15 protein-coding genes are annotated in these 14,215 nt (G+C 59.3%); 7 read left to right on the top strand and 8 right to left on the bottom strand.

Features of this window, described 5'->3' with window-relative positions; translation table 11 throughout:
• Nucleotides 1-16: 16 nt before the first annotated feature.
• Both menA and rraA read left to right on the top strand, forming a co-directional pair.
• The gene (menA, locus tag QZ766_RS09810) at nt 17-943 is read left to right on the top strand and encodes a 1,4-dihydroxy-2-naphthoate polyprenyltransferase (protein WP_297200879.1); all 927 of its coding nucleotides are present in this window, start codon (nt 17-19) and stop codon (nt 941-943) included.
• A 91-nt stretch (nt 944-1,034) separates the two neighbouring features.
• Nucleotides 1,035-1,520 carry a ribonuclease E activity regulator RraA gene (rraA, locus tag QZ766_RS09805; RefSeq protein WP_043081516.1) on the top strand — a complete coding sequence of 162 codons (486 nt, stop codon included), beginning with the start codon at nt 1,035-1,037 and terminating at the stop codon, nt 1,518-1,520.
• Between the two features lie 66 nt (nt 1,521-1,586).
• Here rraA and pfkA read toward each other — a convergent pair whose 3' ends face one another.
• From pfkA to cpxP, 3 genes are all read right to left on the bottom strand, one after another.
• A complete protein-coding gene (gene pfkA, locus QZ766_RS09800; RefSeq protein WP_297200870.1) occupies nt 1,587-2,549 on the bottom strand; it encodes a 6-phosphofructokinase in 963 nt (320 codons plus the stop codon).
• A gap of 171 nt (nt 2,550-2,720) precedes the next feature.
• Nucleotides 2,721-3,635, bottom strand: a complete 915-nt coding sequence (gene fieF, locus QZ766_RS09795) for a CDF family cation-efflux transporter FieF (protein ID WP_297200867.1) — start codon at nt 3,633-3,635, stop codon at nt 2,721-2,723.
• Nucleotides 3,636-3,770: 135 nt separating this feature from the next.
• Nucleotides 3,771-4,280: a cell-envelope stress modulator CpxP gene (cpxP, locus tag QZ766_RS09790; protein WP_297200864.1), complete on the bottom strand. Its 510-nt coding sequence runs from the start codon at nt 4,278-4,280 to the stop codon at nt 3,771-3,773.
• A gap of 149 nt (nt 4,281-4,429) precedes the next feature.
• Here cpxP and cpxR point away from each other — a divergent pair, with 149 nt between their 5' ends.
• Both cpxR and cpxA read left to right on the top strand, forming a co-directional pair.
• Nucleotides 4,430-5,128 carry an envelope stress response regulator transcription factor CpxR gene (gene cpxR, locus QZ766_RS09785; protein ID WP_297200861.1) on the top strand — a complete coding sequence of 233 codons (699 nt, stop codon included), beginning with the start codon at nt 4,430-4,432 and terminating at the stop codon, nt 5,126-5,128.
• On the top strand, nt 5,125-6,498 hold the full coding sequence (cpxA, locus tag QZ766_RS09780; protein ID WP_297200858.1) for an envelope stress sensor histidine kinase CpxA: 1,374 nt from the start codon (nt 5,125-5,127) through the stop codon (nt 6,496-6,498). Before cpxR ends, cpxA begins: the two co-directional genes overlap by 4 nt.
• An 18-nt stretch (nt 6,499-6,516) precedes the next feature.
• Here cpxA and yiiM read toward each other — a convergent pair whose 3' ends face one another.
• Both yiiM and sodA read right to left on the bottom strand, forming a co-directional pair.
• Nucleotides 6,517-7,191 (bottom strand): 6-hydroxyaminopurine reductase, encoded by a 675-nt coding sequence (gene yiiM, locus QZ766_RS09775; RefSeq protein WP_297200855.1) that lies wholly within the window; start codon nt 7,189-7,191, stop codon nt 6,517-6,519.
• 146 nt (nt 7,192-7,337) lie between these two features.
• On the bottom strand, nt 7,338-7,958 hold the full coding sequence (gene sodA / locus QZ766_RS09770) for a superoxide dismutase [Mn] (RefSeq protein WP_297200852.1): 621 nt from the start codon (nt 7,956-7,958) through the stop codon (nt 7,338-7,340).
• A 287-nt stretch (nt 7,959-8,245) separates the two neighbouring features.
• Between sodA and rhaT the strand changes: the two genes are divergently transcribed.
• The gene (gene rhaT / locus QZ766_RS09765; protein ID WP_297200850.1) at nt 8,246-9,280 is read left to right on the top strand and encodes an L-rhamnose/proton symporter RhaT; all 1,035 of its coding nucleotides are present in this window, start codon (nt 8,246-8,248) and stop codon (nt 9,278-9,280) included.
• Here the strand turns inward: rhaT and rhaR are convergent, their stop codons facing one another.
• The 3 genes from rhaR to QZ766_RS09750 form a co-directional block, all read right to left on the bottom strand.
• Nucleotides 9,281-10,129: an HTH-type transcriptional activator RhaR gene (gene rhaR / locus QZ766_RS09760; protein WP_297200848.1), complete on the bottom strand. Its 849-nt coding sequence runs from the start codon at nt 10,127-10,129 to the stop codon at nt 9,281-9,283.
• 72 nt (nt 10,130-10,201) lie between these two features.
• A complete protein-coding gene (gene rhaS / locus QZ766_RS09755) occupies nt 10,202-11,038 on the bottom strand; it encodes an HTH-type transcriptional activator RhaS (RefSeq protein WP_297200845.1) in 837 nt (278 codons plus the stop codon).
• Nucleotides 11,039-11,099: 61 nt separating this feature from the next.
• Nucleotides 11,100-11,354, bottom strand: a complete 255-nt coding sequence (locus QZ766_RS09750; protein ID WP_297200842.1) for a hypothetical protein — start codon at nt 11,352-11,354, stop codon at nt 11,100-11,102.
• Here QZ766_RS09750 and rhaB point away from each other — a divergent pair.
• Nucleotides 11,340-12,806, top strand: coding sequence for a rhamnulokinase (rhaB, locus tag QZ766_RS09745; RefSeq protein WP_297200837.1), 1,467 nt, complete (start codon nt 11,340-11,342; stop codon nt 12,804-12,806). The genes QZ766_RS09750 and rhaB overlap by 15 nt on opposite strands.
• Nucleotides 12,803-14,062 carry an L-rhamnose isomerase gene (gene rhaA / locus QZ766_RS09740; protein WP_297200834.1) on the top strand — a complete coding sequence of 420 codons (1,260 nt, stop codon included), beginning with the start codon at nt 12,803-12,805 and terminating at the stop codon, nt 14,060-14,062. The genes rhaB and rhaA overlap by 4 nt, the downstream gene beginning before the upstream one ends.
• Nucleotides 14,063-14,215 lie beyond the last annotated feature (153 nt).

The following is a 14,215-nucleotide window of genomic DNA, read 5'->3' as shown; positions in this document are numbered from 1 at the left end:
TTTATTGGCTGGAACTATGACCGAACACTCAATAAGCCGCTCTCAGGCCTGGCTGGAAAGCCTTCGCCCCAAAACACTTCCCCTGGCTTTCTCAGCCATTATTGTCGGTATTGCGCTGGCCTGGTGGCAGGGCCATTTCGATCCGCTGGTGGCGCTGCTGGCGCTGATCACCGCGGGTTTACTGCAAATCCTCTCCAATCTGGCGAACGATTACGGCGATGCCGTGAAGGGCAGCGATAAACCGGACCGGCTCGGGCCGCTGCGCGGGATGCAGAAAGGGGCGATTACCCAGGCTCAAATGAAGCGTGCGCTAATCATCACCGTTGCGCTGATTTGCGTCTCCGGCCTCGCGCTGCTGATTGCCTCATGGCAATCCATGCAGGACTTTCTTGGTTTTCTGGTGCTCGGCCTGCTCTCTATCGTCGCCGCCATCACCTATACCGTCGGCACAAAACCTTACGGCTATATTGGCCTCGGCGATATATCAGTGCTGATTTTCTTTGGCTGGCTCAGCGTTATCGGCAGCTGGTATCTGCAGTCGCACACGGTAGAAGCCATTATGTTCCTGCCGGCAACCGCCTGCGGCCTGCTGGCAACCGCGGTGCTGAACGTTAACAACATGCGCGATATCGACAGCGATCGCGAGAACGGTAAAAACACGCTAGCCGTGCGCCTCGGTCCGGTAAACGCCCGCCGCTACCACGCCTGCCTGCTGGCTGGCGCCCCGCTGTGCCTGGCGCTGTTCGTCCTGCTTGAGGTTCACAGCCTGTGGGGCTGGATGTTCATTCTCGCCGCGCCGCTGCTGGTAAAACAGGCCCGCTTCATCCTGAGCCACCTCGATCCGGTGGATATGCGCCCAATGCTGGAGCGCACCGTGAAAGGGGCTATTCTGACTAACCTGCTGTTTGTGGTGGGGATCGTTATCAGCCACTTCGCCGCTTAGCTGACAAATATCAATTAACAATTGATGATTTTGCCAACAATGCGTTTCACGCGATATACTGAAATAACTCGCGGCAACTGAAGTTAACCCTATGAAATACGATACATCCGAGCTTTGCGACATCTACCAGGAAGATGTCAACGTGGTTGAACCGCTGTTCTCCAATTTTGGCGGCCGGTCTTCCTTTGGTGGTCAAATCATCACGGTGAAGTGTTTCGAGGATAACGGGCTGCTGTACGACATGCTCGAAGAAAACGGCCGCGGCCGGATCCTGCTGGTTGACGGCGGCGGCTCGGTACGCCGGGCGCTGATCGACGCCGACCTCGGCAAACTGGCGGTGCAGAACGAATGGGAAGGCATCGTGGTTTACGGCGCGGTACGTCAGGTGGACGATCTGGAAGAGCTGGATCTGGGGATCCAGGCGCTGGCGGCCATTCCAGTCGGTGCTGCCGGTGAAGGCATTGGCGAAAGCGACGTTCGCGTTAACTTCGGCGGTGTGACCTTCTTCTCTGGCGACCATCTGTACGCGGACAATACCGGCATCATCCTGTCAGAGGACGCGCTCGACATCGAGTAACAGCGGCGGCGTTTTCGGGACATAAAAAAGGCCTTCTCAGCGAGAAGGCCTTTTTGCATCAGCGAATCAGTAAAGCTTTTTCGCGCAGTCCATCATGTCGGTTCTGAACGGGCGCTTCATGTTTTCGATCGCGTCGATGATATCGTGGTGAACCAGCTTCTCGTTCTGGATGCCGACGCAGCGGCCGCCGTAGCCTTCCAGCAGCAGCTCAATCGCGTAAGAACCCATTCGGGAGGCAAGAATGCGGTCATAAGGCACCGGAGAGCCGCCGCGCTGGATGTGGCCCAGTACGGTCGCGCGGGTTTCACGTCCGGTCTCTTTCTCAATGAAATGAGCCAGCTCGTCAACGTCGCACATGTGCTCGGTGATGGCCACGATAGCGTGCTTTTTACCTTTGGCGATACCGGCTTTGATTTCAGACACCAGGTCATCGCGGCTGAACTCAACTTCCGGCACAACCACGAACTCGCAGCCGCCGGCAATGGCCGCAGCCAGCGTCAGATCGCCGCAGTAGCGGCCCATGACTTCAACAATGGAGATACGCTGGTGTGAAGAGGAGGTATCGCGCAGGCGGTCAATGGCCTCAACCACCGTGCCGAGCGCGGTGAAGTAGCCAATGGTGTAGTCGGTGCCTTTAATATCGTTATCAATGGTGCCCGGCAGGCCGATGCACGGAAAGCCCATTTCGGTCAGGCGCTTTGCCCCCATGTAGGAGCCGTCACCGCCGATAACTACCAGCGCGTCGAGGCCGCGTCGTTTCATGTTTTCGATAGCCACTGCGCGGATGTGCTCTTCACGGAACTCCGGGAAGCGCGCGGAGCCGAGGAAGGTACCGCCGCGGTTAATCATATCGGATACGCTGTAACGGTCGAGCTGAACCATACGGTCTTCATACAGCCCGAGATAACCATCATAGATGCCAAACACTTCTAAACCTTCAGCCAGCGCCGAGCGTACTACGCCGCGAATGGCTGCGTTCATGCCTGGCGCATCACCGCCGCTTGTCAACACACCGATCTTCTTAATCATGACTACCTCTGAACTTAGGAATACTTAAATTATTCTGTTGCCCGAAGCGCTCCCCTTTGCGAGGGGCGATACTATGAAGAAATAGTATAACAAACGCATCTTGCTGAATTGATTCAGGTCAGGCCAGCTGGCGATAATTTGTGCAAAAAAAGCTGACGGAGACCACACTTCTTACAATGAATGACGCCAGTCAGGATTATTCAACCGATCCTGAGGGACAACCGAACAGGGATCCTGATGAATAATGACATCGGAACCCGGGAAGCGCTTCAATATCGCCTGCTCCACCTCTTCAGCAAGTAGATGAGCCTGAACGAGAGGCAGATTGTCTTCCATTTCAAGGTGAATTTGAATAAAGCGAGTCGGTCCCGACTGCCGGGTTCTCAGATCGTGCGCGCCTTTCACGCCCGGCCTGGCTGCAACAATATTAATGATTTCCTGCCGCTCTTCTTCGGGCAGGGCGCGGTCCAGCATAGATTGAACTGCCTCATTTCCCATCTGTAAGGCGCTATACAAAATATAGACGCCAATGCCCAGCGCAAACAGCGCATCGGCGCGGTGCCAGCCGTACCAGGAGAGGGCCAGCGCGATAAGAATGGCGCCGTTCATCATAACATCTGACTGGTAGTGAAGCATGTCGGCGCGCACCGCCTGACTGCGGGTCTTTTTTACCACCCAGCGCTGAAACGTCACTAAAACCATCGTGCTGATAAGGGCAATCACCGTGACGATCATCCCGATACCGGGCTGCTGCATCGGCTGGGGATGAACCAGACTCTGAATCCCGGTCAGAAACAGGAACAGCGCCGAGCCGGAGATAAACATACTCTGCGCCAGCGCCGCCAGGGATTCAGCCTTGCCGTGGCCGAAAGTGTGCTTCTCATCGGCGGGCTGCAGCGAGTAGCGCACCACCAGCAGGTTAGTCAGCGATGCCGCAATGTCCACCAGTGAATCCACCAGCGCCGCCAGAATACTGACTGACCCGGTGTACCACCACGCAAAAATCTTGATTAAAAGCAGAACGGAAGCCATTGCCGTTGCCGCCACTGCTGCCCGACTGACGAGGCGGCCGTAGGATTGATCCATAAAAACTCCCGAAATGTACCCGGAGTATTATAGCGGAATGTGCGGTTAATCTATGGCGTGAAAAAGACAAAAAAAACCCCCTCATCATGAGGGGGAAGACAGGGATGGTGTCTATGGCAAGGAAAACAGGGTTCTTTACTGGGTGCTACGGTGTCTACTACTGTTGCTACTAAACAGTACGGGCATTGCCCCTTGTTGCATCCTGGCAACCTCCCGCAGCTGATCCATACGCTGCTGGTGTTTCTCGTTTAAAACCGCCTGCTGGTCCGGGGTGAGCAGGTGATACATCTGGTTGCGAACTTTGGCCATTTCGACCTGTCTGGCAACCTGCTCCTGCGCCATTTTTTCAGCCTGGGCACGGACGGCGGTTTCACTAAATTTGTCTGCGGTGACAAGCTTATGCATTGTCTCCATTTCGCTAACATTAACGGGAGGCTGAACTCTCCGGGCCTGCTGCATCAAGTCGCGCATCTGCTGGCGTTGATGCTCGGTAAAGTTTATGCCGTCGAACATATGTCCCTGGCTGATGCTTTGCGCCCCCGCTTCGCCGGGGTGCCAGTTAACGCTCTGAGCAACTTCAGCGGCCTGGCTGTGAGCACTGAGCGCCAGCGTTGAAGCCATGACGGCAGCGAAAACTTTGCGCATCGCTTGCTCCCAAATATTTTGTTTCGCGATTCAACGAGAGACAGTCTACGATTCAGGCTGAAAACATGCGTCAGGGGGTGTAAAACAACGTAAAGTCATAGATTAGCGCGCGTTGATGACGTAATTTCTGCCTCGGAGGTATTTAAACAATGAATAAAATCTTATTAGTTGATGACGACCGGGAGCTCACCTCCCTTTTAAAGGAGCTGCTCGATATGGAAGGCTTCAACGTCATTGTCGCCCACGATGGCGAACAGGCGTTAACCCTTCTGGATGACAGCATCGACCTGCTTTTGCTCGACGTGATGATGCCGAAGAAAAACGGTATCGATACCCTTAAAGAGCTGCGCCAGACACACCAGACCCCCGTGATTATGCTCACCGCCCGCGGCAGCGAGCTGGATCGCGTACTCGGCCTTGAGCTGGGCGCCGACGACTACCTGCCGAAGCCGTTCAACGACCGCGAACTGGTTGCCCGCATTCGCGCCATCCTGCGCCGCTCGCACTGGAGCGAACAGCAGCAGACCACCGAAACCGGCTCGCCGACCCTGCAGGTTGACGGCCTGAGCCTTAATCCCGGCCGCCAGGAAGCCAGCTTTGACGGCATCGCGCTGGAACTTACCGGCACCGAGTTCACGCTCCTCTACCTGCTGGCCCAGCATCTCGGCCAGGTGGTTTCCCGCGAACATCTGAGTCAGGAAGTGCTCGGCAAGCGCCTGACGCCGTTTGACCGCGCCATTGACATGCATATCTCGAACCTGCGCCGCAAGCTGCCGGAGCGCAAAGACGGCCACCCGTGGTTTAAAACCCTGCGCGGGCGCGGCTATCTGATGGTTTCCGCTTCATGATAGGAAGTTTGACCGCCCGCATTTTTGCCATTTTCTGGCTGACGCTGGCACTGGTGCTGATGCTGGTGCTGATGTTACCCAAGCTGGACTCCCGCCAAATGACCGAGCTGCTCGATAGCGAGCAGCGCCAGGGCCTGATGATTGAGCAGCACGTCGAAGCCGAGCTGGCCAACGATCCGCCTAACGATTTAATGTGGTGGCGCCGCCTGTTTCGCGCCATCGACAAGTGGGCCCCGCCGGGGCAGCGCCTGCTGCTGGTGACCAGCGAAGGCCGCGTGATCGGCGCAGAACGCAGCGAAATGCAGATCATTCGCAACTTTATCGGCCAGTCCGATAATGCCGATCATCCGCAGAAAAAGCGCTACGGCCGGGTTGAAATGGTGGGGCCGTTCTCGGTGAGAGACGGCGAAGACAACTACCAGCTGTACCTGATCCGCCCGGCGAGCACCTCGCAGTCAGATTTTATCAACCTGCTGTTTGACCGCCCGCTGCTGCTGCTGATCGTCACCATGCTGGTGAGCGCCCCGCTGCTGCTGTGGCTGGCCTGGAGCCTCGCCAAACCGGCGCGCAAGCTGAAAAATGCCGCCGATGAAGTGGCCCAGGGCAACCTGCGCCAGCACCCGGAGCTGGAATCCGGCCCGCAGGAGTTTCTCGCCGCAGGCACCAGCTTTAACCAGATGGTGACCGCTCTGGAGCGGATGATGACCGCTAACCAGCGCCTGCTGTCCGACATCTCCCACGAGCTGCGCACGCCCCTGACGCGCCTGCAGCTCGGCACCGCCCTGCTGCGCCGCCGGGCCGGGGAAAGCAAAGAGCTGGAGCGCATCGAAACGGAAGCGCAGCGCCTGGACAGCATGATTAACGATCTGCTGGTGATGTCGCGCAATCAGGCGAAGAACGCGCTGCTGAGCGAAACGCTGAAGGCCAACCAGCTGTGGAGCGAGGTGCTGGACAACGCCGCATTTGAAGCGGAGCAGGTCGGGAAATCCTTTACCGTGGTCTATCCGCCCGGTCCGTGGCCGCTGTACGGCAACCCCAACGCGCTGGAGAGCGCGTTTGAGAACATTGTCCGCAACGCCCTGCGCTACTCGCATACCAAAATCGAGGTCAGCTTCGCGGTGGATAAAGACGGCATCACCATTCACGTGGACGATGACGGCCCGGGCGTGAGTCCGGAAGACCGGGAGCAGATCTTCCGGCCGTTCTACCGCACCGACGAAGCGCGGGATCGCGCCTCCGGCGGTACCGGGCTGGGGCTGGCGATTGTGGAAACCGCCATTCAGCAGCACCGGGGCTGGGTCAAGGCCGACGACAGCCCGCTGGGCGGCCTGCGCCTGACAATGTGGCTGCCGCTGTACAAACGTAACTAGCAGGCTCACACCCGGCGGCTATTTGCCCCACAGCCGCCGGGAATTATCCTCAATCTGACCGCTTATCCGCCTCTTCTGCATAGTGCGAGCCCAGCTCACCGACAGCCCCGCCGCCGACAGCAGGCGGTGATACTGCTCGTCGTCGAATGGCATATGCCACGCGATAGCCGCCGCCTCGCGCACGCTCACGTCGCTGAGCCGGGATGCCAGCACCAGCGGCTGCTCCGTTGATACCTTCCCACCGTCAATAACCCGATACAGCCAGCCCACCTTGCCGCTCGCCTGCATCAGGGCCGAGATATCGCCGATATCGAAATGATAGTTGAGCTTAAAGCACGGCGAGCGAGGCTGGGTAACCTGAATCAGCGCGTCGCCCCAGCGGAAGATATCGCCGATAAAAACGTTCTCCTCGGTGAGCCCTTCCGTCGACAGGTTTTCGCCAAACGCCGGCGCGTAAAAGAGATCCGCCTGTGCGGGAAACTCCCGCTTCCAGTGCGCGTAGTGCTCGCGGGGATAGTGGCACAGGGCGCGGTCGGGCCCGCCGTGCCAGCTCTTTTCCGCCTGCTCGTCTCCTGCAAGTCCTGCCGCGCCCAGCATCAGCTCGCCGTCCACCTGGCGCTTGGCAATGGCGCTGGGCCGGCTGCCGTCGTAATCCTGAACCCGGCCCGTAAAGACCTCCGCTACGTAATGCATTTCCCCTCCTGAGCTGTCGCACAATACCCGCTATTCTGGCACGTTCGCGGCCGGCATAGCGAGATTTCGCGCACGCGGCGAGGGAGGTTTTGGGCAAAAAAAACCCCACTCAGTGAGCGGGGTCGGCAGTACATAAGAGCGAGGTCTTATTTTTTAGCAGCGAAACGCGCGGCTGCTTCGTCCCAGTTCACCACGTTCCAGAACTCTTTGATGTAGTCCGGGCGGCGGTTCTGGAATTTCAGGTAGTAAGCGTGCTCCCAAACGTCCAGACCCAGGATCGGGTAGCCGGAGGTGCCGGAGATGGCTTCACCCATCAGCGGAGAGTCCTGGTTCGCGGTAGATACCACGGCCAGCTTGCCGTCTTTCAGCACCAGCCACGCCCAGCCGGAGCCGAAACGAGAGGCAGCGGCTTTCTCGAACTCTTCTTTAAATTTCTCAACGGAGCCGAAGGTGCTCTCGATAGCAGCCTTCAGGTCGCCCTGCAGGGTGGTGCCTTTTTTCAGGCCTTTCCAGAACAGGCTGTGGTTGGCGTGACCGCCGCCGTTGTTGCGCAGCGCCGTTTTCTTATCAGCAGGCACCTGGTCCAGTTTGGTAATCAGCTCTTCAACGGGCAGATTGGCAAACTCAGGCAGGTTTTCCAGCGCCGCATTGGCGTTGTTAACGTAAGTCTGGTGGTGTTTAGAGTGATGGATTTCCATCGTCTGCTTGTCGAAGTGCGGCTCAAGTGCATCGTACGCGTACGGAAGGGATGGCAGTGTATAGCTCATATTCATCTCCATTTAAGTGGGCGGCAGAAGTGTGAACGCCGCGTAAGCAGTCGGATCATTATAGTTAATTAAATGATATTGAAAATGATTATCAATGCCGCACTGTTTGCATGGTTAATTTTTCAGGCTATGTTGCTGTTTTTGTGAGGCCGCACGGCGTGAACTCGCGCTTTTTGCCAGCCGCCGCTCCAGGGCGGCAACAGGCCAAAGGTTAATCGGATGACCAATTTTTATACTCGTCGGGTCAGATGAAACATTTGTCGACGTCACCCGCTGAGGATAAAAAAATGAGTCACGCGATTACGATGGGTATTTTTTGGCATTTGATTGGCGCCGCCAGCGCCGCCTGTTTTTATGCCCCGCTTAAAAAGGTCAGGCACTGGTCGTGGGAAACCATGTGGTCGGTGGGCGGCGTCGTCTCCTGGCTGATCCTGCCCTGGGCCATCAGCGCCATGCTGCTGCCCGACTTCTGGGCCTACTACAGCTCCTTTAGCGCCTCTACGCTGCTGCCGGTTTTCCTGTTCGGCGCCATGTGGGGCATCGGTAACATCAACTACGGCCTGACCATGCGCTATCTGGGCATGTCGATGGGCATCGGCATCGCCATCGGTATTACGCTGATTGTCGGCACCCTGATGACGCCGATCCTCAACGGCCAGTTTGGTGTGCTGGTGGGTACCCCGGGCGGGCGCATGACCCTGCTGGGCGTGCTGGTTGCGGTAGTCGGCGTCGGGATTGTGACCCGCGCGGGCCAGCTTAAAGAGCGCAAAATGGGCATCCGCGCCGAAGAGTTCAATCTCAAAAAAGGCATCGTGCTGGCGGTGATGTGCGGCATCTTCTCTGCCGGTATGTCCTTTGCCATGAATGCGGCCAAGCCAATGCACGAAGCGGCCGCGGCGCTGGGCGTCGATCCGCTGTACGTGGCCCTGCCGAGCTACGTGGTGATTATGGGCGGCGGCGCGCTGGTGAACCTCGGCTTCTGCTTCGTGCGCCTCGCTACCCGTCCCGAGCTGTCTATTAAAGCGGATCTCTCACAGGCTAAGCCGCTGCTGGTGGCTAACCTGCTGCTCTCCGCCCTCGGCGGCCTGATGTGGTATCTGCAGTTCTTCTTCTACGCCTGGGGCCACGCCAGCATCCCGGCGCAGTACGACTACATGAGCTGGATGCTGCACATGAGCTTCTACGTGCTCTGCGGCGGCGTGGTTGGTCTGGTACTGAAAGAGTGGAGCAGCGCGGGACGCCGTCCGGTGAAAGTGCTGAGCCTCGGCTGCGTGGTGATTATCATCGCCGCCAACATCGTCGGCCTCGGCATGGCGAGTTAATCAGGCAACGTTCTTATGGCGATGACGCCACTGGCCCGGCGTCATCCCCACCTCCCGGTTAAACACCACCGAAAAGTAGTTACTGTCCTCAAAGCCGCACTGCATCGCCACTTCGCCAATTAACATCTCCGTGTGCCGCAGCAAATACTGGGCGTGGCAGATCCGCTGCTGGCGTAAATAGTGATTAATGCTCATCCCGGTTTGCTGGCGAAACTGCTGGCGCAGCGCCCGCTCGCTGCACTCCTGCGCGGCGCAAAAGGCGTCCAGCGCAAAGGGACGATTGAGGCTCCCCGCCAGCGCCGTCAGCAGCTTATCGAGCAGCGCTTCGCTTTCGGTGGCCGCCAGATTATCGGTAGCGTAGCGGTGGCGGTGCAGAGTCAGCACCAGCTGGGCGAACAGCAGCTCCGTCATATCGCCGCCGTCGGAAAACTCCCGGGCGCACTCCTGCTCGAGCCGGGCAATGGCCTGGCGAACCGGCGCCATTCCCGAGCTGCCGATCCGCCAGTGCGGCGCGCCGGATGCATCATTCAGACCGGGAATATGCGCCGCCCAGTCCACGTTGAGCCTGAGCCGCTCCGGGCAGTAGATAATGTTTTGCAACACCAGATCGTTAACCGACGTGTAAGCGTGCTTGTCTTCCGCACGGATATAGAACAGATCCCCGCGGGTAATGCGGTAAGGGCGATCGTTGAGAATGTGCAGGCCGTTGCCGCGCCACACCAGCACCAGCTCGCAGAAGTCATGGGTGTGTTCGGCAAACACGTTTTGCGGATAGCGATCGGCTACCGCCACCGCCTGCTGCGGCGACGGGAAGAAATCCTTTTTAAGAAGCGTTAGCGGTGCCGTCACGGAAAACCTCAGCGGAAAAAGAACCGTTTATTATTCCCTTTTTGCACCGCGCAAACGTTGATGGGTTTCGCGTTACTGCAGCAGGGTATCCCGCCCCTGGCGCACGTCCCGGGGCGACCAGCTAAATTCCCGGCGAAACAGGGTCGAAAAGTGGTTACTGTCGCTAAAACCGCAGCGAAAGGCGACTTCCGTAACGCTGTCGTCGCCGTGGCGCAGCAGGTGCCGCGCCCGGGTCAGCCGCACGCGATTGAGATAGCGCTGGGGCGTCAGGCCGGTGTGCTGCTTAAGCTGGCGGTGCAGTGTGCGCAGCGACAGTGAAAAGCGCGCCGCGACCTCTTCCCAGCAGACCTCTTCAGCAAAGTGCTCTTCAAGCCACGCCAGAAGCTGGTTGATACGCACGTCGCTGCTCGCCGCAGCTTCTACCATGCTGCCCCTGCGCAGCAGCACCAGCAGCTGCATAAACAGCAGCTCGCGATCGGCAACGGCATACGCCTCCTCGCCGTCGTCCTGGGTCTCCATTCTGGCGATAATCTGCCGCACCTGCTGCAGCACCGCCTGGTTCACCCGCCAGTGGGAAGGGTAAACCCCGTCCTGCATCTGGGGCAGCAGCTTTTGCACGCCGGATAAAAACTGGAAAGACTCCGGGGAGCGGTACAGCACGTTGGTCAGGCACAGGTTGTCGGTGTGCTCGTACAGGTGCCGATCGCAATCGCGCACGAAGCACACCGAGCCGCCGGCGATGGTGTAGGGCTGGCCGTTAAAAACGTGGATCCCGGTGCCGTGCTCGACGATCACAATTTCATGAAAATCATGATGATGCTCCGGGAAAGCACCCTGCGGCAGCCGCGGCTCAATGGCCACAGGGGCGTGTCCTGACGGAAAAAAATCCACGCTCTGGAGAAGGGTCATAACAGCCTCGCTGACTGAGAAGAGTTACCGCGATAATAATCAGCGCTCCCGCCGCGCACCTTCAATTTTCGACAGCAAAAGACGCAAAAGCTGCGCGAATTTCAAGAAAAGACGGGAAAGATCGGGAAATGCGCAGGCCGTCACACCAGCCGCCCGCGCGCACTTCGGCCAAAACTGTGAAGCCTCTCACGTTCACCTTTGCTTTCTTGCCAGCGCCCATTTTCGCCTGTCCGTGGCGAGAAGGTCTGCCCGCCATTTCTGTTTCAGACTGACGCCATCGATTATCAGAAGGACTCCTGCCATGAGTTTTCGTCATTGTGTCGCCGTGGATTTAGGCGCCTCCAGCGGGCGCGTCATGCTGGCAAGCTACGATCGCCAGAGCCAGCACCTGTCGCTGCGCGAGATGCACCGCTTTGTAAACACCCTGCAAAAAATCGACGGCAGCGACTGCTGGGACGTGGACGCGCTGGAAGCGGAGATCCGCCTCGGCCTGAAAAAGGTGTGCGATGACGGGATCCTGATAGACAGTATCGGCATCGACACCTGGGGCGTGGACGTGGTGCTGCTCGATGCCCGCGGCGAGCGCGTTGGTCCGCCCGTGTCCTATCGCGACAGCCGCACCTGGGGCGTTATGCAGCGCGCCGAAGCGCAGCTCGGCCGGGCGGAGATCTACCGCCGCAGCGGCATCCAGTTTCTGCCGTTCAACACCCTTTATCAGTTTCGCGCCCTGCGCGAGCAGCAGCCCGACCTGCTGAAAAACGTCTCCCGCGCCCTGCTGATCCCCGACTACTTCAGCTACCGCCTGACCGGCGTAATGAACTGGGAATACACCAACGCCACCACCACCCAGATGGTCAATATCAACACCGACAGCTGGGATGACGCGCTGCTTGAGTGGGCCGGCGCCGACCGCGCCTGGTTCGGCACGCCGACCCATCCGGGCAACGTTATCGGCCACTGGATCTGCCCGCTGGGCAATAAAATTCCGGTGGTGGCCGTCGCCAGTCACGACACTGCCAGTGCGGTGATCGCCTCCCCGCTGGCGGACCAGTACGCGGCCTATCTCTCTTCCGGCACCTGGTCGCTGATGGGCTACGAGAGCAAAACCCCCTGCACCAGCGACGTTGCGCTGGCCAATAACATCACCAACGAAGGCGGCGCCGAAAGCCGCTACCGGGTGCTGAAAAATATTATGGGCCTCTGGCTGCTGCAGCGGGTGATCAAAGAGCAGAACGTCAGTGATATTGGCGCCTTAATCAGCGAAACCGCGGCGCTGCCCGCCTGCCGCGCGGTGATCAATCCCAACGATGACCGCTTTATCAACCCGAACAACATGAGCGCCGAAATTCAGGCCGCCTGCCGCGAAAGCGGCCAGCCGGTGCCGGACACCGCCGCTGAACTGGCGCGCTGCATTTTCGACAGCCTCGCGCTGCTGTACGCCCGGGTGCTGAACGAGCTGGCAGACCTGCACGGCCACGCTTTCTCGCAGCTGCACGTGGTGGGCGGCGGCTGCCAGAACGCCCTGCTCAACCAGCTCTGCGCCGACGCCTGCGGCATCACGGTGATTGCCGGGCCGGTAGAGGCTTCGACGCTGGGCAACATTGGCGTCCAGCTGATGGCGCTGGACGAACTCAATAACGTTGACGATTTCCGCAAGGTGGTGCGCGACAACCACGCCCTGACCACCTTTATCCCTAATCAGAATAGCGAGATCGCCCGCCGAGCCGCGGCGTTTCGCCCCCAACAGACCAAGGAGCTTTGCGCATGACCACTCAACTTGAACAAGCCTGGGAACTGGCGAAACACCGCTACGCCGCGGTCGGCGTCGATGTCGAAGCCGCGCTGAAGCAGCTCGATCGCCTGCCCGTCTCCATGCACTGCTGGCAGGGCGACGACGTCGCCGGCTTCGAAAATCCGGGCGGCTCCCTGACCGGCGGTATTCAGGCCACCGGCAACTATCCGGGTAAAGCCCGCAACGCCAGCGAGCTGCGTGCCGATCTGGAGCAGGCTCTGAGCCTGATCCCCGGCCCGAAGCGCCTGAACCTGCACGCTATCTATCTGGAATCCGACGCGCCGGTGGGCCGCAATGAGATCAAACCGGAGCACTTCAAAAACTGGGTTGAATGGGCGAAAAAACACCACCTGGGGCTCGACTTTAACCCGTCCTGCTTCTCCCATCCGCTGAGCGCCGACGGCTTTACCCTGGCCCACGCCAATGACGAGATCCGCCAATTCTGGATTGACCACTGCAAGGCCAGCCGCAGCGTGTCGGCCTACTTCGGCGAGCAGCTCGGCACGCCGTCGGTGATGAACATCTGGATCCCGGACGGCATGAAAGACCTGACCGTAGACCGCTTCGCCCCGCGCCAGCGCCTGATGGAAGCGCTGGACGAGGTGATTAGCGAGAAGCTGGATCCGGCGCACCACATTGACGCCGTGGAGAGCAAGCTGTTCGGCATCGGCGCTGAGAGCTACACCGTCGGCTCCAACGAGTTCTACATGGGCTACGCCACCAGCCGCCAGACCGCGCTGTGCCTGGATGCCGGCCACTTCCACCCGACGGAAGTTATCTCCGACAAGATCTCCGCCGCGATGCTGTTCGTGCCGCGCCTGCTGCTGCACGTCAGCCGCCCGGTGCGCTGGGACAGCGACCACGTGGTGCTGCTGGATGACGAAACCCAGGCTATCGCCAGCGAAATCATTCGCCACAACCTGTTCGACCGGGTGCATATCGGCCTCGACTTCTTCGACGCCTCCATCAACCGCATCGCGGCGTGGGTTATCGGCACCCGCAACATGAAGAAAGCCCTGCTGCGCGCCCTGCTGGAGCCCACCGCCGAGCTGCGCCAGCTGGAGCTGGACGGCGACTACACCGCGCGCCTGGCGCTGCTGGAAGAGCAGAAATCCCTGCCGTGGCAGGCGGTGTGGGAGATGTACTGCCAGCGCCACGACGCGCCGGCGGGCAGCCAGTGGCTGGACAGCGTGCGCCACTACGAAAAAGACATTTTAGCGAAGCGTAACTAATCCCCTGCCGGGCGTGCGCCGCGCGTCCGGCATTTTAAGAGCCTATCTCAGTAGGCGTATATGCCGGCCGGCCAGCGCGAAGAAAACGGAACGTACTGGAGTACGTGAGGATTTCGGGTACTGCCCGGCGCTAAAACGGCAACTCAATTAGCC

The organism is uncultured Pluralibacter sp., assembly GCF_913775985.1.
GTDB lineage: Bacteria > Pseudomonadota > Gammaproteobacteria > Enterobacterales > Enterobacteriaceae > Pluralibacter.
This window is presented reverse-complemented; position numbering and strand designations above follow the sequence as displayed.

Coding starts and splice junctions, on each gene's coding strand:
- cpxR (WP_297200861.1), top strand. CDS start 4,430: ATGAATAAAATCTTATTAGTTGATGACGACCGGGAGCTCACCTCCCTT.
- yiiM (WP_297200855.1), bottom strand. CDS start 7,191: ATGCATTACGTAGCGGAGGTCTTTACGGGCCGGGTTCAGGATTACGAC.
- sodA (WP_297200852.1), bottom strand. CDS start 7,958: ATGAGCTATACACTGCCATCCCTTCCGTACGCGTACGATGCACTTGAG.
- pfkA (WP_297200870.1), bottom strand. CDS start 2,549: ATGATTAAGAAGATCGGTGTGTTGACAAGCGGCGGTGATGCGCCAGGC.
- fieF (WP_297200867.1), bottom strand. CDS start 3,635: ATGGATCAATCCTACGGCCGCCTCGTCAGTCGGGCAGCAGTGGCGGCA.
- QZ766_RS09750 (WP_297200842.1), bottom strand. CDS start 11,354: ATGACGAAAACTCATGGCAGGAGTCCTTCTGATAATCGATGGCGTCAG.
- cpxP (WP_297200864.1), bottom strand. CDS start 4,280: ATGCGCAAAGTTTTCGCTGCCGTCATGGCTTCAACGCTGGCGCTCAGT.
- menA (WP_297200879.1), top strand. CDS start 17: ATGACCGAACACTCAATAAGCCGCTCTCAGGCCTGGCTGGAAAGCCTT.
- rhaA (WP_297200834.1), top strand. CDS start 12,803: ATGACCACTCAACTTGAACAAGCCTGGGAACTGGCGAAACACCGCTAC.
- rhaT (WP_297200850.1), top strand. CDS start 8,246: ATGAGTCACGCGATTACGATGGGTATTTTTTGGCATTTGATTGGCGCC.
- cpxA (WP_297200858.1), top strand. CDS start 5,125: ATGATAGGAAGTTTGACCGCCCGCATTTTTGCCATTTTCTGGCTGACG.
- rhaS (WP_297200845.1), bottom strand. CDS start 11,038: ATGACCCTTCTCCAGAGCGTGGATTTTTTTCCGTCAGGACACGCCCCT.
- rraA (WP_043081516.1), top strand. CDS start 1,035: ATGAAATACGATACATCCGAGCTTTGCGACATCTACCAGGAAGATGTC.
- rhaB (WP_297200837.1), top strand. CDS start 11,340: ATGAGTTTTCGTCATTGTGTCGCCGTGGATTTAGGCGCCTCCAGCGGG.